This window comes from Mucilaginibacter ginkgonis (assembly GCF_009754905.2).
Taxonomy (GTDB): Bacteria; Bacteroidota; Bacteroidia; order Sphingobacteriales; family Sphingobacteriaceae; genus Mucilaginibacter; species Mucilaginibacter ginkgonis.
Map to the genome: position 1 here is coordinate 1334293 of NZ_CP066775.1, position 20314 is coordinate 1354606.

At 43.9% G+C, this 20314-nt stretch carries 18 protein-coding genes; 14 read left to right on the forward strand and 4 right to left on the reverse strand.

Annotated elements, in window-relative coordinates; all coding sequences use genetic code 11:
• Nucleotide 1 precedes the first annotated feature (1 nt).
• Nucleotides 2-535: an RNA methyltransferase gene (locus GO620_RS06215; protein ID WP_157523616.1), complete on the reverse strand. Its 534-nt coding sequence runs from the start codon at nucleotides 533-535 to the stop codon at nucleotides 2-4.
• Nucleotides 535-1692, reverse strand: coding sequence for a galactokinase (locus GO620_RS06220; RefSeq protein ID WP_157523617.1), 1158 nt, complete (start codon nucleotides 1690-1692; stop codon nucleotides 535-537). The genes GO620_RS06215 and GO620_RS06220 overlap by 1 nt, the downstream gene beginning before the upstream one ends.
• A 93-nt stretch (nucleotides 1693-1785) precedes the next feature.
• On the opposite strand from GO620_RS06220, the gene GO620_RS06225 reads away from it, so the two are divergent.
• Both GO620_RS06225 and GO620_RS06230 read left to right on the forward strand, forming a co-directional pair.
• Nucleotides 1786-2082 (forward strand): YciI family protein, encoded by a 297-nt coding sequence (locus tag GO620_RS06225; RefSeq protein ID WP_157523618.1) that lies wholly within the window; start codon nucleotides 1786-1788, stop codon nucleotides 2080-2082.
• 73 nt (nucleotides 2083-2155) lie between these two features.
• Nucleotides 2156-3004 carry an aldo/keto reductase gene (locus GO620_RS06230; protein ID WP_157523619.1) on the forward strand — a complete coding sequence of 283 codons (849 nt, stop codon included), beginning with the start codon at nucleotides 2156-2158 and terminating at the stop codon, nucleotides 3002-3004.
• A 70-nt stretch (nucleotides 3005-3074) separates the two neighbouring features.
• On the opposite strand, the gene GO620_RS06235 is transcribed toward GO620_RS06230, so the two are convergent.
• The gene (locus GO620_RS06235; protein WP_157523620.1) at nucleotides 3075-3968 is read right to left on the reverse strand and encodes an MBL fold metallo-hydrolase; all 894 of its coding nucleotides are present in this window, start codon (nucleotides 3966-3968) and stop codon (nucleotides 3075-3077) included.
• 115 nt (nucleotides 3969-4083) lie between these two features.
• On the opposite strand from GO620_RS06235, the gene GO620_RS06240 reads away from it, so the two are divergent.
• From GO620_RS06240 to trxB, 5 genes are all read left to right on the forward strand, one after another.
• Entirely contained in the window at nucleotides 4084-4953 is an 870-nt protein-coding gene (locus GO620_RS06240) for a creatininase family protein (protein WP_157523621.1), read from the forward strand.
• 158 nt (nucleotides 4954-5111) lie between these two features.
• Nucleotides 5112-6860, forward strand: a complete 1749-nt coding sequence (locus GO620_RS06245; protein WP_157523622.1) for a glycoside hydrolase family 13 protein — start codon at nucleotides 5112-5114, stop codon at nucleotides 6858-6860.
• A gap of 435 nt (nucleotides 6861-7295) precedes the next feature.
• Nucleotides 7296-7880, forward strand: a complete 585-nt coding sequence (locus tag GO620_RS06250) for an LOG family protein (RefSeq protein WP_157523623.1) — start codon at nucleotides 7296-7298, stop codon at nucleotides 7878-7880.
• Nucleotides 7881-8089: 209 nt separating this feature from the next.
• The gene (locus GO620_RS06255) at nucleotides 8090-8617 is read left to right on the forward strand and encodes a hypothetical protein (RefSeq protein WP_157523624.1); all 528 of its coding nucleotides are present in this window, start codon (nucleotides 8090-8092) and stop codon (nucleotides 8615-8617) included.
• 395 nt (nucleotides 8618-9012) lie between these two features.
• The gene (trxB, locus tag GO620_RS06260; RefSeq protein WP_157523625.1) at nucleotides 9013-9969 is read left to right on the forward strand and encodes a thioredoxin-disulfide reductase; all 957 of its coding nucleotides are present in this window, start codon (nucleotides 9013-9015) and stop codon (nucleotides 9967-9969) included.
• Here the strand turns inward: trxB and GO620_RS06265 are convergent.
• Nucleotides 9887-10354 carry a VOC family protein gene (locus GO620_RS06265; RefSeq protein WP_157523626.1) on the reverse strand — a complete coding sequence of 156 codons (468 nt, stop codon included), beginning with the start codon at nucleotides 10352-10354 and terminating at the stop codon, nucleotides 9887-9889. The two genes, trxB and GO620_RS06265, sit on opposite strands and share 83 nt — an antisense overlap.
• A 109-nt stretch (nucleotides 10355-10463) precedes the next feature.
• Between GO620_RS06265 and GO620_RS06270 the strand changes: the two genes are divergently transcribed.
• The 7 genes from GO620_RS06270 to GO620_RS06300 all read left to right on the forward strand — a co-directional run bounded on the left by GO620_RS06270 (nucleotide 10464) and on the right by GO620_RS06300 (nucleotide 20305).
• A complete protein-coding gene (locus GO620_RS06270) occupies nucleotides 10464-12794 on the forward strand; it encodes a family 20 glycosylhydrolase (RefSeq protein ID WP_157523627.1) in 2331 nt (776 codons plus the stop codon).
• Between the two features lie 5 nt (nucleotides 12795-12799).
• The gene (locus GO620_RS06275) at nucleotides 12800-13555 is read left to right on the forward strand and encodes a hypothetical protein (RefSeq protein WP_157523628.1); all 756 of its coding nucleotides are present in this window, start codon (nucleotides 12800-12802) and stop codon (nucleotides 13553-13555) included.
• A gap of 173 nt (nucleotides 13556-13728) precedes the next feature.
• A complete protein-coding gene (locus tag GO620_RS06280) occupies nucleotides 13729-15672 on the forward strand; it encodes a tetratricopeptide repeat-containing sensor histidine kinase (RefSeq protein WP_157523629.1) in 1944 nt (647 codons plus the stop codon).
• 67 nt (nucleotides 15673-15739) lie between these two features.
• Nucleotides 15740-17761: a BatA domain-containing protein gene (locus GO620_RS06285; RefSeq protein ID WP_157523630.1), complete on the forward strand. Its 2022-nt coding sequence runs from the start codon at nucleotides 15740-15742 to the stop codon at nucleotides 17759-17761.
• 26 nt (nucleotides 17762-17787) lie between these two features.
• Entirely contained in the window at nucleotides 17788-19050 is a 1263-nt protein-coding gene (locus tag GO620_RS06290) for a dihydroorotase (RefSeq protein ID WP_157523631.1), read from the forward strand.
• On the forward strand, nucleotides 19050-19712 hold the full coding sequence (locus GO620_RS06295; protein WP_394368556.1) for a hypothetical protein: 663 nt from the start codon (nucleotides 19050-19052) through the stop codon (nucleotides 19710-19712). The genes GO620_RS06290 and GO620_RS06295 overlap by 1 nt, the downstream gene beginning before the upstream one ends.
• Nucleotides 19712-20305, forward strand: coding sequence for a DUF4199 family protein (locus GO620_RS06300; protein WP_157523633.1), 594 nt, complete (start codon nucleotides 19712-19714; stop codon nucleotides 20303-20305). Before GO620_RS06295 ends, GO620_RS06300 begins: the two co-directional genes overlap by 1 nt.
• Nucleotides 20306-20314: the final 9 nt, after the last annotated feature.

Consider the following 20314-nt stretch of genomic DNA (forward strand, 5'->3'; position numbering starts at 1 on the left):
GTTATTTTAGATTTAATTTGGCAAAGAAATCCCACAGCACTATCCCGGCAGAAACCACAATATTAAACGAATGCTTAGTACCAAATTGCGGAATTTCAATGCAAGCGTCGATATTTTGCATAACATCATCAGCAACACCATTTACTTCGTTACCAAAGATCAGCGCGTATTTTTTATTGGTTTCGGGGTGAAAATCATTCAGCATAATGCTTCTCTGTGCCTGTTCAATCGCGATAATGACATAACCGTCCTCTCGCAATTTATTTACTGCCGATAGTGTGTCTGTCTCATAAACCCATTCGATGGATTGCGTGGCACCTAAAGCTGTTTTCTCTATTTCGCGATGTGGTGGTTGCGCCGTGATTCCGCAAAGTACGATTTGTGAAACCGCAAACCCATCAGAAGTGCGGAAAATGGAGCCCACGTTGTGCATGCTGCGCACATTGTCCATTACTACTACAACAGGTAACTTTTGCTGCGCTTTAAATTCTGAAACCGTGGCGCGGTTCAGTTCGTCTAATTTTAATTTTTGCATTACGCCAAACGCCTTACGCCATCCCCAATAACAGAATTATAAACCGATGGCGCATAGCCGATCTTTTCTGAATAATATTTCGTAATGTTTTCTCTGAAACTTTCAAATGCATCCTTCTGCACCAACGCTATCGCGCAGCCACCAAAGCCGGCACCCGTCATTCGGGCGCCTATCACACTGCCATCAGTTTTGCAATAGTCGACAATAGTATCCAACTCAACACCGCTAACTTCGTATAAGTGCTGCAATGAATAGTGCGAAGCATACATCAACTTGCCAAATGCCTTAAGATTTCCGACCGATAATTCTTGTGCCGCCTGCTTAACCCGGTCGTTTTCCTGCACTATGTGTTGAGCGCGTTTTTTTATAATGTCATCTGTTATAAGATGTTCGCATGTTTTAAGTGAATCACCATCAATATCGCAAAGGTTTATTAAGTCTAACTCTGCTTGAAGCGCGGCCAATGCCGTGTGGCATTCCGCTACCCGTTCATTGTATTTAGATTCGGCCAGGCGTCGGGGCTTATTAGTGTTGATGATCGCCAAAACATAGTCGCCCAGGTCACAATCTACTGCTTCATAATCAAGTGTAGCGCAATCAAGTTTCAACGCTTTGTTGGTTTCGCCAAAAGCAACTGCAAACTGATCCATAATACCGCTGCTTACACCGATAAAGTTGTTTTCGACAATTTTGCACAGCTTTACCAAATCAAGTTTAGTCAACCCGCAGTTGAATATCTCGTTTAGCGCGTATGCGGTAACGATCTCTATGGACGCCGATGACGACAATCCGGCACCGATAGGTAAGTTGCCATAGAATAACATGTCTACACCCTGTACCCGGCAGCCGTTTTTCATCAGCTCATTTACTACGCCGATAGGATAATTATACCAGTGATCCTGATCTTTGGTGTAGGATGAATGAATTTTAACTTCCGCTTTCTCCTCAAAGTTTAAACTATTAAAGCTAAGTAGATTATCATCGTTAACATTAAGTAAAAGATATGTACCGAAAGTTACGGCGCAGGGCATTACCAGGCCGCCATTGTAGTCGATGTGTTCACCTATCAGGTTTACACGCCCGGGCGAAAAGTAGACGTGCTCGGTCTCGCGACCATATATTTTCTTGAATTGCTCCTGCAGTTGGTAGAGTTCCATTTAAAGTTGTAGAAACAAATATTGTAAAATTTGCGGGCAAGACGCCGAACATTTGCTCACAGTTGCTACTTTGTGCAATAAAATATCAAAACCATGAATCAATACTTGATAACAGCATACGATTACACAGACGCCGAAGCCTTTGACCGCCGCATGGCTGTACGCCCGCACCATTTGGATGGTGCCGCAGAGTTAAAGAAGAACGGTAATTACGTTTTTGGCGGCGCAATGCTTAACGACGAGGACAAAATGATAGGCTCTGTTATGGTTGTGCAATTTGAAGATGAGGAGCAACTGGAAAACTGGAAACAAAGCGAACCTTATATCACGCAGAAGATCTGGGAAACAGTAGACATTAAGCCCTTCAAGACGGCAACGGTAAATTCCTGATATTACATTTCTCTTACCTTTTGCCGCGAACATAACCTTGCAGGGAATGTTGCCCTACTAAATAATTGAAATCATGAGCGAAGCAAAATTTAAAGAGACTTTCACCATTGGGGGCGACCTGACTATAAACCGCCTTGGATATGGCGCAATGCGCATTACCGGTAAGGGCATCTGGGGGCCGCCGGCAGACCATGACGAGTCTGTCCGCGTGTTGAAACGTGCAGTCGAATTAGGCGTAAACTTTATCGATACGGCTGATAGTTATGGCCCGTATGTGTCAGAAGAGTTGATCGCAGAGGCATTGCATCCCTACGCGGACGGATTATTGATAGCAACTAAAGGCGGTTTGCTGCGCACGGGCCCCGACCAATGGCCTGTGGACGCCAGCCCCGAGCATTTGAAAGAAGCCTTGGAAGGCAGCCTGAAACGTTTAAAAGTCGACCGGATAGACCTGTATCAATTGCACCGCATAGACGAAAAGGTTCCGGCAGAGAAAACATTTGAGTTTTTGAAACAGGCGCAGCAAGACGGAAAAATCAAACATATCGGTCTGTCAGAAGTGAGCGTGGATGACATAAAGAAAGCACAGCAATATTTTGAAGTGGTGTCGGTCCAAAACATGTACAGCGTAGATAACCGCAAGTGGGAGGCGGTGCTGGATTACTGTAAAGAGCAGAACATCGCGTTTATCCCTTGGTTCCCGCTTAATGCCGGCAATGTAAAAGCGGTAGAGGTTATTCAAAAGATTGCTGATAAGCACGGGGCAACTGTTCACCAGGTGGCGCTAGCGTGGTTACTGCAGCATGCAGATAACATCCTGCTCATCCCGGGTACGTCAAGCGTGGATCACCTGGAAGAAAACATGAAGGCAGCAGATCTGGAACTCTCAGCAGATGACGTAGCCGAACTGGATAAAATTTAAATGCTGAAAACGGCTTTCACAAGAAGGGCACCCATTTGAGGTGCCCTTTATTTATACCGATACTTATTTATCACAAAGTCAGTTCTTCGTATGCCGCGGTAAGGCTTCTGCCTATGCCGTCACCCTGCCAGTCAGTTACTCCGGGGATAGATTTAGCGGCCAGTATATCATCTTTTGTTTTGCCGGCCTTTATACCGCTTTGTACAAAATCAACCAGGCGTTCCATATAATTTTGCATCGCTTTAAGATCGTCGCGTGTGCCAACAACTTTTTCGGGGTCGAAGGCGTGGCCAAAAACAAACATCGTATCCTTATCGAATTCTTTCTGCGCCTTTTCTAAAACCACAGACCAATTTGTAACTGATGCGCCCGCCTTGTTATCTACAAAGGGGTAGCGGCGGTTAAACACCAGGTCGCCGGTGTGTACAATGTTGGCGTTCTCAAAATGGATCATGGCGTCGCCATTAGTATGGCCCGGTCCCCAATAATGAGTCTTGATGTGCTCATCGCCCAGTTTTGTTTTCCAATGGTTAGTGTAAGTAACATCGGGGTACAATTGTTTATCCTCGTTCTTGGCGGCTACAGCGGCAGCCTTTTGGTTCGTTAGCGAATTTTCATGTGCCACTACGTGCTTCACCAATCCTTTGAAGGCAATATTGCCGGATGTATGGTCGCCATGGTGGTGCGTGTTCATTAAGTAGGTAAATGGCTTGTCCGACTGTTTTTTCAACTCCGCGATTAGGTGTTGTGCCTGCGCGGGAAACTCTGCATCCACAACCAAAATACCGTCCTTATTAGATAACCAGGCGATGGTACCGCCTTGTTCTGCAAACATGCCTACGCTGCCACGTAATAACTTAAACTGGTAAGCAGGATCTGCCATTGCTGCAAAACTGCGTTTAGGGGCTACGCCAATAGCGGCCAGCGCCACCGCGGTAGATGTTAAAAATTTACGACGTTCCATAGTACTGGCTAAGATACAACGGACAGCAGCAAAAAATCAACAGCACGTGTAAGCATCATGTAATTAATCCATTACATTGATTAGCTTTACCGCATAACCTAAGTAAAATTCCATCATGAAAAATCTATTGCTATTTATCGCATTGCTTTTTTGCGCCCCTGTTTTTGCACAGCAACTGCCCACCCGCTGGGACGAATTAAGCGCTGTTGACTGGCCCGCCGCGCTGGCTAAATCAAACAAAACCTGCGTTTTACCAATCGGTATTTTAGAAAAGCATGGCCCGCATGCGCCCTTGGGTAACGATTTGATTCATGTGCGCGAAATTGCAGCAAGGGTAGTGAAAAATGAATACGCGGTAGTTTTTCCCGATTATTTTTACGGCCAGATCAACGAAGCACGCCAGCAACCCGGGACGTTTGCCTTACCTGCCGACCTGATCTTTAAAATGCTGGAAGCAACCTGCGATGAAATTGGCCGAAACGGTTTTACCAAGATAGTGATCATTAACGGGCATGGCGGTAACCCCGAGTTTCTGCATTTCTTTATGCAGAACCTGCTCAACAAGCGCCATAATTATGCAGTGTATTTGTACGAGCCATCAAACGACCCGGAATACAATAAGCAGATGGCCGCGTTACACAAAAGCGATCCGTCTTATGACATGCACGCGGGTGAGCGCGAAACATCTACAATTATGGCCTTACGCCCCGACCTGATCCATGTTGAGCGGGCGGGAGAGCAGTCGGGCGAAGACCAAAAACGACTAAAACTTACCAACCTGTATACACCCATCTGGTGGTACGCAGGTTTCCCTAATCATTACGCTGGCGTTGGTGGCAAAGCAAGCCTGGAGTTGGGCAGAGTGATCGTAGACCATGAGATAGCCTCATTCACAAAAGCTTTAAAAGATGTTAAAGCCGACACGCAGACGTTGAAACTTCAAAATGAATTTTATGATAAGGTGGATAACCTTGGCAAAAACTGATAGCTTCTTTTAATGCGTTAGCGATAGAAGCGTATAGCCCGGAATCTCGTCTCGATAAAATCGGGACGAGATGAGGACTTGGAGCGGATAGCGCGGCACCAACGAACGTTGGGGCAACGCCCAAACATTTTTTAAACGATCTCAATACTAACTGCCAAATGAATATCAAAAGAGCGCTTATAATTTTAACCATTATACCATCCCTGATCGCTTGTAAAAACAAAGAAGTTCAGCAAGAATCAAATTCATCTGCTGAAAAACAATGGTGGAAAGAAGCTATAGTTTACCAGATATATCCTCGCAGTTTTAAGGATAGCAACGGCGATGGTGTGGGCGATCTTCGGGGCATTATTTCGAAACTCGATTATATTCAGAGCCTTGGTATTACAGCAGTGTGGTTAAATCCTATCTACAGTTCGCCAAATGATGACAATGGTTATGACGTGAGCGACTACCGTAACATCATGAAGGATTTTGGCACCATGAAAGACTTTGATGAGTTGCTTAAAGGATTGCACGACCGTAAGATAAAACTGGTGATGGACTTGGTGGTTAACCACAGCAGCGATGAGCACGAGTGGTTTAAACAAGGCCGCAGTTCGCGGACCAGCCCATATCGCGATTATTACCATTGGTGGAATGCCGAGCGCGGCAAACCGCCGTACCGCTACAGTTTGTTTGACTTGAACCACGATGCCTGGCGGTATGACGCGACAACGAATGCCTATTACCTGCATTATTTTTCGCGCAAACAGCCCGACCTGAACTGGGAAAATCCAAAACTGCGGCAGGAGGTGTACAACATGATGAAATTCTGGGCCGACAAAGGGATAGACGGTTTCCGCTTAGACGCTTTCCAATTCGCGGCGAAGGACACTACCTTTAAACCTTTGCCTAAAGGCTATGAAAAGAATTTTACGCAGTATTATGCTGTGCAACCTGGCTTGCACAAATACCTGCGCGAGATGAATGATCAGGTGTTTAGCAAATACAACGTTATGAGCGTGGCAGAAGGTGCCGGCCGCAACCTGCAGGATGCCCATGATATGGTAGATGCAGACCGCCATGAGTTGAATATGGCTTACGCGTTTGACGCTGTAGATCTGGCAAAACCAAACGGCTACAGCCTGGTGAAACTGAAACAGGTATTTACGCATTGGGATAGCGCCTTTGCCGACAAAGGCTGGTTGTCTATCTTCCTAGCGAACCATGACCAGGCAAGATTGGTCACCCGTTTTGGAAATGATAGCCCTCAGTTTCGTGAGCCATCAGCTAAAATGCTGGCAACATTTATTATGACCATGCGCGGCACGCCATATTGGTATAACGGCGATGAGTTGGGCATGACTAACATTCGCTTCACGGATGTGAAAGACTACCGCGATGTGCAAACCTTAAATGAATACCAGAACCAGAAAAATAAAGGTGCCGATATGAACGCCTTTATGAAACAGATAGCCTTTAGCAGCCGCGATAATGGCCGCACGCCGTTTCAGTGGGACGCTTCCGCGAATGCAGGTTTCACAACTGGTACGCCGTGGATTAAGATAAATCCGAATTACACGAGCATCAATGCCGCTGTAGAAGAAAAAGATGCAAATAGTCCGTTGAGCTACTTTAAAAAGATAGTGCAGTTGCGCAAGGATAATCTTACGCTGGTCTACGGCAAATACACGCTGCTGGATAAAGGCAACGATAAAGTTTACGCTTACCTGCGCGAAGGCGAAGGGAAGAAAATGCTGATTGTGCTGAACTTTTCTAAAGATTCAGCAGAAACAAATCTTGAGTTGAACATAGCAAACGCGAAAGTATTAATGGATAATTATGCTGCCGGCTCGTCCGTCGCGGATGCTAATGGCCATATCAAGCTGAAACCTTATGAGGCGGTGGTTTGCGAATTAAAATAGAAGAATAATTAAACCGCATGTCATTGCGAGGAGCGAAGCAACGCGGCAATGTTCGCATACTCGATGGAATGTCGTTTAAGATTGCTTGCGCGACAAAATCGGGAGCGTCCTGCCTCGCAATAACATAATTTGTAAATTACGCCCTTGTCGGTGTTGTTACCGACAAGTTAAGAGGGTATAAAGCTGTTGGTGACAACACCAACAGCGGCAAAAAAATGATTATTATAGCCCTCCCTCCGGGGGAGGGTTGGAAGGGGCTTCTACGCCTGACATATTAAACTAAGGCCTTACAAAGCGGTAGTTTGTGAATTGAAGTAATTAAAAAATTGTCATTCTGAACACAGTGAAGAATCTTATGCGTTAATGCATCCTGCGCATAAGATTCTTCTCCGTTTACCGACGACTCAGGATGACAAGAACATTTGAAATATCCATATGAAATCTATCTGTGTATTCTGTGGCGCTAATTACAACGGTGACCTTTTATTAGGCAAGGCTGTTGAATCGCTCGCCGACATAATGGCAAATAAAGAAATAAGCCTTGTTTTCGGCGGTGGCAGGGTAGGTGTAATGGGTTTGCTGGCAGATGCCATCATCAAACGCGGCGGAAAAACTATCGGGGTTATTCCGCAATTCTTAATGGATAAAGAAGTTGGCCACACCGGACTAACCGAATTGCATATAGTTGACAATATGCACCAGCGCAAGCAATTAATGAATGACCTTTGCGACGGAATCATAATGCTGCCCGGCGGCTTCGGTACGCTCGAAGAATTTTTTGAAGTGCTTACCTGGCTGCAATTAGGTTTACATAAAAATCCGGTAGGCGTTTTAAACGTTAATGGTTTTTACGATCATCTGCTGATGCAAATGGATGTGATGGTAGAGCAACGCTTCCTGAAACCTATAAACAGGCAATTGGTGATCACATCAACAGATGCAATTGAACTGGTGGACATGATGGAGAACTTTAAAACCGAACCTGACGAGGTGTGGTTTAAGGACAGGAATTTAACCTGATTATACTTTAACGAGATTAAGTTTCCTAAACAACGCGAATTGGTTTAAGCGTTCAATTACTTTGAAACGTTTGCAGAGGTAAAGAGCGGTCATGATCAACATCTTTCGTCGTCGTTTAAATTTTTATAAATGTAAAGAAAGAAATTTAACTCTGTAACATTTTTGTAACAAAAATTTATTAACATCAAACCTCTTAATAGTATTCAGAGATGAGAATTGCATTGATATTAACTTTTCTTTTGCTAAATACTGTTTCATCCTACAGTCAACACATTGTCACAACTTATAATGCATCGAGGTATTCAAAGGTTATTATAGGTGATAATTTTAAAGGTGCAGTTTTTGATAAAGCCTTTTCGTCAAAGTATTTGTCTCAACAGTTGAAGCGAAATGCTAAAAAAAGATTCACACCAAGTGATTTAGAAATTTTACACACGGAACACATACTACAACACTTCCTCAATGACGAAAAAAATAAATCGTTGAACCTTCAAGCAATATACAAATTTTTGAATATTACAAGAAGGCAATATTTTGGATATATCAACAACAAAGGACAAAAGGTTATATTTATTAATTGTTTCCGTTACGATAAACGAGAGGACATAGGACCATCTAAAGATGAGTGGTTTCAAGATTATAGATTTACGTTCGATGGTGGATGTGGGATATGGAGAATGGCTATAAATTTGCATGACAATGCTGTTTCTGGACCTGAATGTAACAACCGGTTTTAGCCCTAAATCAGTAGCCTCTCAAGAAGTTGCTAGACGTTATAAAACCTTTAGCGCTAATGAATTTAGACATGGTTTGAAAACCTACTGACAACCCTTTACCATTGTCACACGTGTGACAATATGAAACACCTTTTCAGTTAAAAATGGTGATGGTGTTACACTGACAGGATCGTGCATGCTTGATAAACAACAAGTTGCAACGCTGACAAAACGCTGTCAGATACTAATAAGTCAGTTTTACGGGAGAAAGTGTCACATGTTACACCCGCGAAATTATATCATCGTTTTTTGGGTAAGTAAGGATTATCAAAGTCCCGATCATGGCAAATTACTGACGGTTATGCATTGGTAAAGGCTGCGCAAAACCTTAGCTTTGCTCAATTATTACAAATCCCATGTCGCAAGAAACAGAACACGTAAAATGTTTGATCATAGGTTCCGGTCCTGCCGGCTATACTGCCGCTATCTACGCCGCAAGGGCAGATCTTAAGCCCGTTTTATATACAGGTATGTTGGCAGGCGGCCAGTTAACGCAAACTACCGACGTGGAAAATTTCCCGGGATATCCGGATGGTGTAATGGGCCCCGAGATGATGGACGACCTCCGCAAACAAGCTGAGCGTTTTGGTACCGACATCCGCTTCGGTTATATCAGCTCTGTCGATTTTAGCAGCCTGCCGCATAAAGTTGTAGTAGATGAAGCGGTTACCATTACTGCTGATACCGTGATCATATCTACAGGCGCATCGGCAAAATGGTTAGGGTTGGAGTCTGAACAAAAGTTCAATGGCTTTGGCGTTTCTGCGTGTGCCGTATGCGATGGTTTCTTCTTCAAAGGCCAGGATGTGGCTTTGGTAGGCGCGGGTGATACCGCGGCAGAAGAAGCTACTTACTTAGCTAAGCTTTGTAATAAGGTTACCATGCTTGTACGCCGCGACGAGTTCCGTGCATCAAAAGCGATGGTAAACCGTGTAAAGAATACGCCTAACATCGAGGTGCTATACAACACAGAAACCAAAGAGATAGTGGGTGATGACAAGGGTGTAAATGGTATACATATCTACAATAATAAAACCAACCAGGAGTCTACTATTCCTGTTACAGGGTTCTTTGTAGCTATAGGCCACCACCCTAATACTGACATTTTTAAAGGTATTATTGACATGGACGAAACCGGCTATATCAAAACCAAGCCCGGTACCACGCAAACCAATATTGAAGGTGTATTCTGCTGCGGCGACGCGCAGGATCATGTTTACCGCCAAGCCGTTACTGCTGCAGGCACAGGTTGTATGGCTGCTTTAGATGCCGAACGTTATCTTGCTGCCAAAGAAGATGTTGTGGAGGCTTAACCGATTTATATTTTTGTTGCAACTGCCACCTGTGGCCATGCGGATCTGTGAACTGGCTTTGCCTATAACCGTAGTCGTAACTCTGCACAGGTGACACGAGTCTGCCGCCCGCTTTTATAGCCCTTTCCGTGTAGGCATCCACGTCATCAACAAATAAGCCAATGATCGTAGTTATCGCCCCTGCGCTAACCGGGTCAGCGGTGCCTTTGCCTGCTTCATGAAAGTGGAACATAGCCCCATTAATGCTGAATTCGCCAACATGGATAGTGCCATCATCATTTAAGATCAATCGCAATTCTTCGGCACCAAGGGCGCGTTTGTAGAAATCGAGATCGGTTACTCCGCTTTTGATGACCAGCATTGGAGAGAAATGTGTTTTAGTCATAGCATTCGCGTTTTAGACATACATCGTAATTTACGTATTTACAGGTGCCGGGCTATCGATTTTCTAAAAAATCTTTTAAATTCACGGCTCCACTAATTGACCATTATTGATGAGCTTTTCTTTTACCAAAAAAATCCCCTTTTTAGTTACTCTCCTTGCTATCATCACCTTAAATATTTTCGATGCCAGTGCCCAAAACGGTGGTAAATATGCCGGCATTATTCCGGCGCCGGTAAAACTAAGCCCATCTGCAGGCAATTTTATACTGAGCCGGCAAACCCGCATAATCGCGGATTCAGTTGATAACAAAGCTGTTCGGTTTTTTGCTGCCTACCTGAAAGACAAATGGGCTTTTAGCAATCAGTTGCTTCCAAATACGGGTAACACCACACAAAATAGTATTGTACTCACAGCGGTGGGTACAGAAGGTTTAGCATCCGAGGGTTACCGCCTAACTATAACGCCATCGCAAATAGTGATTGCGGGCAAAGGTGCAGGCTTGTTTTACGGGATACAAACCCTAATGCAACTGTTCCCGCTGGAACGGTCGGGCAGTGTCGAAATACCATGTTTAACCGCGGAAGACTACCCGCGTTTCGGTTACCGCGGCTTACATCTGGATGTTTGCCGTCATTTCTTCTCTGTTCAAATGGTTAAGCGGTATATCGATCTGATGGCTGCCTACAAACTGAATACTTTTCACTGGCACCTAACAGACGACCAGGGCTGGCGCATAGAGATCAAGAAATATCCAAAACTCACTACTGTTGCAAGTCAGCGCGCGCAAACGGTCATCGGCAATTACCACGACCGTACACCTCAGCAATATGATGCCATACCTTACGGCGGCTTTTATACCCAAGATCAGATCCGCGAAGTTGTAAAATATGCTGCTGACAGATACATCAATGTCGTTCCAGAAATAGAGATGCCCGGCCATGCGACCGCTGCGTTGGCTGCCTACCCTGAGCTTGGCTGCGAGCCGGAAAAGCAGGTGCAAGTAGCGCAAACATGGGGCGTATTTAAAGACATCTACTGCCCGTCTGACAAGACTTTTGCCTTCCTGGAAGATGTGCTGACAGAGGTGATGGAACTCTTTCCGTCGAAATACATACACATTGGTGGCGACGAGGTGCCGAAAGATGCCTGGGTCAAATCTGCATTTTGCCAGGACATGATCAAACGCCTTAAGCTGAAGAATGAGCACGGCTTGCAGAGCTACTTCATCCAGCGGATAGAAAAGTTTGTAAATAGCGAAGGCCGCAGCATTATTGGCTGGGATGAAATACTGGAGGGCGGACTAGCGCCAAACGCTACAGTAATGAGCTGGCGTGGCGAGGCCGGTGGTATTGAGGCGGCAAAGCAAAACCACGACGTTATTATGACGCCCGGCAGCGGTGGCATGTACCTGGATGCTGCCCAGGGAAAATCAGATCTGGAACCTTATGGAATTGGCAGCTATGCACCATTGAACAAAACATACGCCTACAACCCGACACCTACTGTTTTAACTGATGATCAGAAAAAGCATATTGTTGGTGTACAGGCCAACATCTGGACAGAATACATTGCCACGGATGCCAAACTGGAATATATGCTGCTACCCCGGATGCTGGCTTTAGCAGAAGTGGCGTGGTCGCCAATGGCTAATAAAGATTTTACAGATTTCTCGCAGGCAAGGTTGCCGCGCCACCTGGCCAGGTTAGACATGGCTGGCTATAATTATCGCGTGCCCTCCGCCATAGGCGCGCCGGATAGCATCATGGTCGGCCCCGAGCTCAAAGTTTTGCTTAAAAGCCCTGTAGAAGGCGCAAAAATTTACTACTCGATCGACAATTACCAGCCGGGTGAAACTGACCTTATTTATCAGAATCCGTTTGCGCTGCCGGTTCCGCAAGATCAATACCGCCAGTTGCAAACTGTTGTAGTCACTCCGGCGGGGCATCGCAGTGTGATCACTAAAGGCACCATTTATAACCGGGCAGCATTGGCAGCGTTAAATTTCACTCCGGCAAACCAAGGGGGCTTAAAATATAAACTTCTCGGCGGACGTTTCACAAACACAGACCAGATCAATACCGCTAACGTTTTAGACACCGGCATAGTGAAAGGGTTTTATACCACCGATTTTAAAAAGGCAAATAAAGGCGGTTTTGGTGTGGTATATGATGGCTACATCCGCGTAGATGCAGACGGGAAATATACCTTCTCGACAAAATCTTATGATGGTTCTACGTTAACAATAGACGACCAGCCGGTGGTGGTGAATGATGGCCGTCACAGCACTTTTGAGCGCGGTGGCGAAGTGATGCTGCAAAAGGGTTACCATCGTTTTGTAGTCAAGTACTTTGATTTCGGCGCTTCCGGTGCATTGCAGATATTCTGGACCGCTCCCGGTAAAATCAAAATGGACCTAACGCCCGATTATCTCTATTATTAATTGAAATGAACTCAAAATATTTACTTTATCCGCTGCTGTTATTATCGCTGAGTGGTTGTACAGATCAGTCGGCCAAGATGACCACACCAGTAATTCAGAAAGAAACAAAACCGGTGCTGATGCAACCGTTCAAGTATCATAAAGCAATTGAAGTTTCGCCGGGAAACTTTTATGATGTATTTAGCTGGGGCAGGGGTGCAGATGGCGGCGGGCAGTATATGATCCTTCGTTCAGATTCATCAGACCAGCAGTACAACACCATCAACGGCGACTTAGAGGGGCCTATAAAGGAGGTTTTGAACGCCGATATGGATGTTGACGGTAACCCGGAGATTATCATTTATGCCAACTCTATCGACACTAACCGCTACACAAATGTATTTGTGTATGAGTATAATAATGACAACGCGCGCAAAATAGACTTTCCCCGTCTCACAGATTCTCAACGCAAAGGATATCGCGGCGGCGACGACTTCTACATTAAAGAAAGTAAGCTCATGCGCGAATTCCCGATCTATAATGGCAGGGGAAAGGAAGCTTTGCCATCGGGGGCTAAACGTGTGATTCAATATAGCCTGCAAAGCAATTCTTTATACGGTAAACAGATCAGTAAGGATTCTACTTCTACAAGTCAAGTCGCCGAAAAGCGGCCTGAACCCGCAGTGGTTAAGCATTCTTCGACTTCATCCAAGTCTAAGAAAAGGGCAACAATAAGCAAAAAACACAAAGTCGTTAAGAAAGCAAGAAGGCACAGGCGCTAGTTATTCTTTTGTCACGGAGGCTTGCGGCATTCAAGTCATAAGCCATTATAATTTTTTATAATGATATGGCAGTAGTATGTCGCCGTCTTCCAGTTCCTAAAACTTAATAATTTTTTTAGGATAATATATACGATTACAGTAACTTACGCTTCCTAAATGACCGCTGTTTCCAGATGAAGGGTAAAGTATTATGTATTTACATAGCTATATTATTGCTTTGTACGCCCTTCGTTTTTTCTAAAAGTCAGGATCAGCAATTATCCCCAACAGAACTTGATGCTTTAAACCGCAATGCGTTTGAAGGTGTGCATCGAAACATGTCGCTTGCGCTAAGTAAACTGGTAGAAGCCGAAAAGCTTTGTGCGCAGGCAAAGTATCAGAAAGGATTAGCCGAAAATTATTTATATCAGGGCGAGATCTATAATCAACGAGGCTACCTTAAACGTGCGCTTACCTATTTCAATAAGGTTTTACAAATAAGTAAGCTAACCAATGACAGCTATAACCAGGCGCGCGCAACGGAATTTATCAGTTCCCTTGAACGTAAAAACGGGCACTACAAAAATGCCGAAGATTTATTGAAGGGCAGTATAAATGTTTTTGTTAAGTTAAATAAAGACCGCGACATCGCGGCAGCAAAATTACATTTAGCAAAGATCCAGACAGAACAGAAAGATTTTAAGAACGCCATTACCAACCTGCAAAGCAGCTATAGTTTAAGCCAAAAATTAAATTTAAAAAATGTTCAGCAGCGCTATTTCTATGAACGCGCAGAGATATTTGCCAAACAGAACCATCAGGATTCGGCCATTGCTTATTACCACAAATCTCTTAAAATAGATACGGCGATAAATGACAGGTATGGCAAAACGCTATCTTATTTAGGTTTGGGGAAAATTTACCTGCAAACTAATCAGTTAAAAAAGAGCAGCCAGTACGCTAACGCGGCACAGCTAACCGCCGACAGCCTGGGTATGCAGCCAATGGTAGAAGAGGCGATAGAAGTATTATTGAACATAGCGACAAAGCAGAACGACCTGGCGGCAATAACCCATTTGCAGCAACGGTTACTACAAATAGTACGCGAAACAAATAAAATTGACCGTACAGATGCAGCTCAGTTTTTTGAAGTATTGCGGCAACAGCAAGAAAGACAGTTAACCATCCAAAGCGAATTTTCGGGGATGAAGAAACTGTCAGAAACCAAGACCATCATTCTCATATGTGTATTGGTAGTGATGGTCATCTTTATTATGCTGGCGTTTTCTATCAGCTATAATTATCGTAGGGCGCGTCATTATGCAGCCGAGTTAAGCAATAAGAATAACCTGATACAGGAACATGCGCATTCTGTTGCTATGCTCAATCAAAAGATAATTGGGCAAAATGATATATTGGAAGAAGATAATCAGCTTAAAAGTAAGCTGCTATCGGTTATCTCGCACGATTTGCGCCATCCGCTGACCAATACTAAAAGTATCCTTGATCTGATTCATTTGAAGTTAGTTTCTCATGAGGAAGCGGAAGCATTATTTTCCCAGCTCGAATCGCAATATGCGCGGGCAGTTTCTCTGCTCGACAACTTATTATATTGGATAAAAAGCCAGGTACATGGTGGCACCATTGAGAAATCAGATAATAATTTACGGGAACTGGTTGATAATCTTATAGAAGAGCAAAAACTAACGCTACAAAAGAAAAACATCAGCGTAGACAATAATTTGGACAAGGAATTGGAATGGCACGCCGAGCGCGAATTGTTACGCATCATTTTTAGAAACCTGCTTACAAACGCGATTAAGTTCACCCATCTAAATGGTAACATCCAATTTCTGTCAGAAATAAAAAATGGTAACATGTGCATTTCTGTTAAGGATAACGGTGTGGGCATGAAAGAAGAGATTGTACAAAAGCTTTGCCTGGAAAGTCAGCACTACACTGTGCGGGGAACTGCTAATGAACAGGGCAGTGGCCTGGGCTTGATGCTGATTAAAGACCTCATTAAGAAAGTTGGCGGTAATCTGCAGATTGAAAGCATATACGGCACGGGCAGCACTTTTACCGTAAATTTTGTACTGGCCGAAGAAGAGGTATTTGCAGATCAACTACCTGCCTAAAATAAGCCACCGATTTTTACGGTTACAGTTTATATTTCGCACTTTTGTGTGATACCTCTACACAAGCATGCATTTTGAATATCCTGCTTTTCTGTTTGCGTTATTCGCATTGCTTATTCCCATCATCATCCATCTGTTTAATTTTCGCCGGTATAAAAAACTTTATTTTAGCAACGTACAATTTTTAAAACAGGTAGAAGAACAACAGGCATCGGGGCGCAATATTAAAGAACGACTCATCTTACTTAACCGTTTGCTTGCTTTGTTATTTCTGATATTGGCTTTTGCTAAGCCATATCTAAGCAAACAAGGGAACGCTGCACTGAATAGCCGGCAAACTGTCTCAATCTTTATTGACAATTCTAACTCCATGCAGGCGCTGGGTAGCGAGGGCAGTTTGCTGGATGAAGCTAAAAGCCGGGCAAAACAAATCGCAGCAGGCTATGATTTAAATACGCGTTTCCAGCTACTTACTCAGGATTTTTTTGGTAAAGACCAGCGCTTTATAGACCGTGCGGAATTTGATAATGAAGTTGACGGTGTAGCATTAAGTTCGCAAAGTCGCAACATTGCCGATATTATCACCAGGCAACAAAGCTTATTACTAGGCAAGGGGACAAGTTATATCGTTTCAGATTTTCAACTTGGTATGAATGATGGCAAAACGTCAAAGTTATCTAACGCCTTAAACCTCATCCAATTGAAAGCTAACAGCCTTCCCAATTTAGCAATCGACAGCGTCTGGCTTCAGCGCGCGGTGCACCGTCCGGGTGAGATTGAGAAACTAGTTTTCAAACTGCATAATTATGCCGATGAAAAAGCTGTACAAGTGCTCCTTAAACTTTATATAAACGGGCAACAAAAGGGTTTGGGCAGCTATAACGTGGCTGCCGGGGCGGTAGTTACAGACACCATCAGCTTTTCGGGGTTGCAATCGGGTTGGCAACGGGCCGAGCTGCGCTTACAGGATAATCCGGTAATTTTTGATAACAACTTTTATTTCGGTTTTAATGTGTCGGCGCAAATGCCGGTGCTGCTTATTGGTGACAATACACCCAATTTCTACATCAAATCTGCGTTCGGGAGCGAGCCTTTTTTCAATATCACTGCCACGCCATTCGGCGGTATCAACTATAGTAGTTTGCAAAACTATCCGCTCATCGTTATTAGCGACGTGCGGGAATTATCCGCCGGACTATCGCAACAGTTGAAGGCATACGTTCAAAAAGGCGGCAACCTTGCGATATTCCCGTCTAAAGACGCCGATATAACCTCCTATAAAAATTTCCTTGAAAGTATTAACGGAGGCTATCTGGAGAAAAAGGTTAATGACACTTTAAAGGTTAGCCGATTAAACCTCAGCGCAGCGTTGTATAAAAACACCTTCGAAAATGTACCACAAAATCCCGACCTACCCAAAGTAACCGCATATTATCCGTTGACCAATGGTGCATCAAGTGAGCAGTTAATGACCTTGCAAAATAACCGGGCGTTTTGGCAAACGTCGAAATATAAAAGTGGCAGGGTTTACATTTGTGCCGTACCGGTAGATGAAGCCTTTAGCAATTTACCCCGGCATTCGCTTTTTATAACCACATTGCTGCGGATAGCGCTTTCAAGCGGTAGTGAGCAAGCCTTATATAGTACCATCGGTCAAACAAAGCCAATCGCCCTTAATAACTTAACTACCAATGCAGATGATGTGTTGAGGCTTGTGAATGGTAAACAACAGATCATACCTGATCTTAGAAATATCGACGGCGCTACAACTTTGTACGTTTCAGATCAAATAACGCGTCCCGGAATATATAATCTTTCAAAGAAGGATAGCCTTGTTGCAGTTTTGTCTTTTAATAGCAACCGCCGCGAATCCAATTTGCACTACTATTCGTCGGCTGCTTTAAAAGAAATTGCAGGTAAAGCCGGAAAAGTAATAGAGGCTGACCGGTCAGCTGTAAAAAGCCAGACAGGCAACGCGGGTTTAGGCTTTCAATTATGGAAACTTTGCCTAATTTTGACCTTGATCTTCTTAGCAATAGAGATATTGCTCATTAGATTTTATAAAGTACCTAAAACCGCAACGGCTTAAACTACTCAAACAGTTATCAGGCATACATGAATTTGCTTATCAGATCTGCTAAAATCATCTATCCAAATTCACCTTACCATAATCAGGTTTCCGATATTTTAATCGAAGACGGCATAATCACTAGTATTGAAAAGGATATTTCTGCTGATTATGAAAGTTTCGATGCTGCAGGTTCTATGCTGATGCCTGGCTTTTTTGACCTCAATTGTAACATTGGCGAGCTAGGCAATGAAACCAAAGAAGATCTTCAAACCGGTACATCGGCAGCTGCTGCAGGAGGTTTCACCGGCTTAGCCCTGATGCCAAACACACAGTCGCCCGTACATTCTAAAGCAGAGGTGGAGTACCTGGTCAATAAATCGAAGGGTAATCTGGTTGATGTGTTGCCATTAGGAACCATTTCTAATAAAAGAGAGGGCAAGGATATGGCAGAGCTTTATGATATGTATCGCAGTGGCGCTATTGCGTTTACAGACGGTAACAGACCGGTGCAGGATGCGGGCCTTATGGAACGCGCCATGCTATATACCAAAGGCTTTAACGCTTTGATATTTTCGTATCCCGAAGATACAGCCATTGCCGGTAAAGCGCAGGTAAATGAAGGAGAAGTAAGCACACAATTAGGGATGAAGGGTATACCCGCCTTAGCAGAAGAACTAATGGTTGCGCGTGATCTGTACCTTGCAGAGTATACGAACTCGCCGGTGCATTTTTCAACAATATCTACCAAGCGGTCTGTGCAACTTATCCGCGAAGCGAAGAAGAATGGCATCAAAGTAACCTGCGATGTGGCCGCGCATCATTTAGTGGTCACCGATAATGAGCTAAACTCATTCGATAGCCTCTATAAAGTTAAACCGCCGTTACGTACCAGGCAAGATGTTGATGCTTTGATAGACGGATTAAATGACGGCACAATAGACGCTATTGTGTCCCAGCACACGCCGCACGAAGTTGAATATAAAGATGTTGAATTCGAGATAGCTAGTTTTGGTATCATTGGATTGCAAACCGCGTTCTCGCTGGCTTTAAAGGCCGGACTAACGCCGGAACTGATTGCAGAGAAGCTATCTGTTAACCCTCGCAAAATTTTAGGATTAGGGCCGGTTAAATTAGAGGTAGGAGCGAAGGCGAATTTCGTACTTGTTGATCCCAATATTTCCTGGGACTATGCTAAAACCACTAATTTTTCGAAATCGGAAAATTCGCCATATATCGGGCAAACGTTAAACGGTAAAGTGTTGTTAACTATAAATAACAATCAACAATTTAAAAACACAAGCAAATGATCGATCCAAAAGTTCATGCCGCTATAGTGGCCGCGCTAAAAGGCTTTAATGAATATGAACCTGTAGAGGCTACTGCCCATCCGCGTTTCGATGAAGTTTTTGGCAGTGATGCCGACTTTCTAAGTAAGGTAGATGCATTAGACGCAGTGTTTGATGACATGCCGCAATTAGAGCCGCTTCGTGAAGTGTTTTTCGACTTGCTGATGATTAATTTCTTTAGCGAAGACGTAAAGAAACTTGAAGAAGACTACCTTGAAACAGCTGAATGGGAAAGTATTGAAGAGCAAACTATCGATCGTGGTACGGAGCTTTTAAACGTCCTTTTATACCTTAACGAATGCCGCGACGAAGATATTGAACCTTCGCTTGAAGACTTCCTTAAAGAATTTTTATTGGTTGACGAAGATGAGTTTCAGGATGAATACAATATTTATGAACCAATTATCGCTAATCAGATCCTGATAGAAAGTTCTGAATCAGAAATTCAGCGCATAGCGCAGACTTTACCTAAAGACTCCGAACTAGCAGAACTGTTTTACCCTGTAATGTACTTTTTCAAAAATCTGCAGGGCGGCACGGAATCAAAACAAGCGTTTATCGATTCGTCTGCGGAGCCTGCATTCGATTCATCGGTGTACAGCATTTTAACAGCATTTAAATAATGGCGCTTACAGACGCTGAATTACGCAAACAGGGCGCTTATCAGGGTGTCTTTGTCGGCGCAATTATACTTTTCATCAACGTTTTATCTTACTATGTGATAACGGCGATGTCCCTGCCGTTTTGGTTTATAACGGTGGGGTTAAATGTATTGCTATTTATCCTTTACATCGCCACCACAGCGTCTTTCATTGTAAGTTTGCGAACAAAGATTGGTGGCTATTGGTCATTTAAACAAGCGGCTACTGCTATCTTCTTTTTAGCTGTTGTTGCTTACGCGATCAATTATGTTGGTCGCGATTTGGTATTCGCACGTTTGATCGAAAAAAACATGGCGACCAAAACTAAAGACGCGATTGTAAATGCTAACGTGAAACGCCTGCAAGCAGAGCATATCTCTCAAGATTCTATTCAGAAAAGCACTGTGATCATTAACAAAAAGATAGCCGCTACTGATACCACAACGGCGTTTCAAGACGCCGCGGGTTTGCCAATTATTCTGATCATGTTATTTGTAGCAGCTATAATTTTCGCGGCTATGTTTAAGAAAGACCCTCCACAATACGTAAAAATTGAGCGCGACCGAACTGCGTAAGTCGGAAAT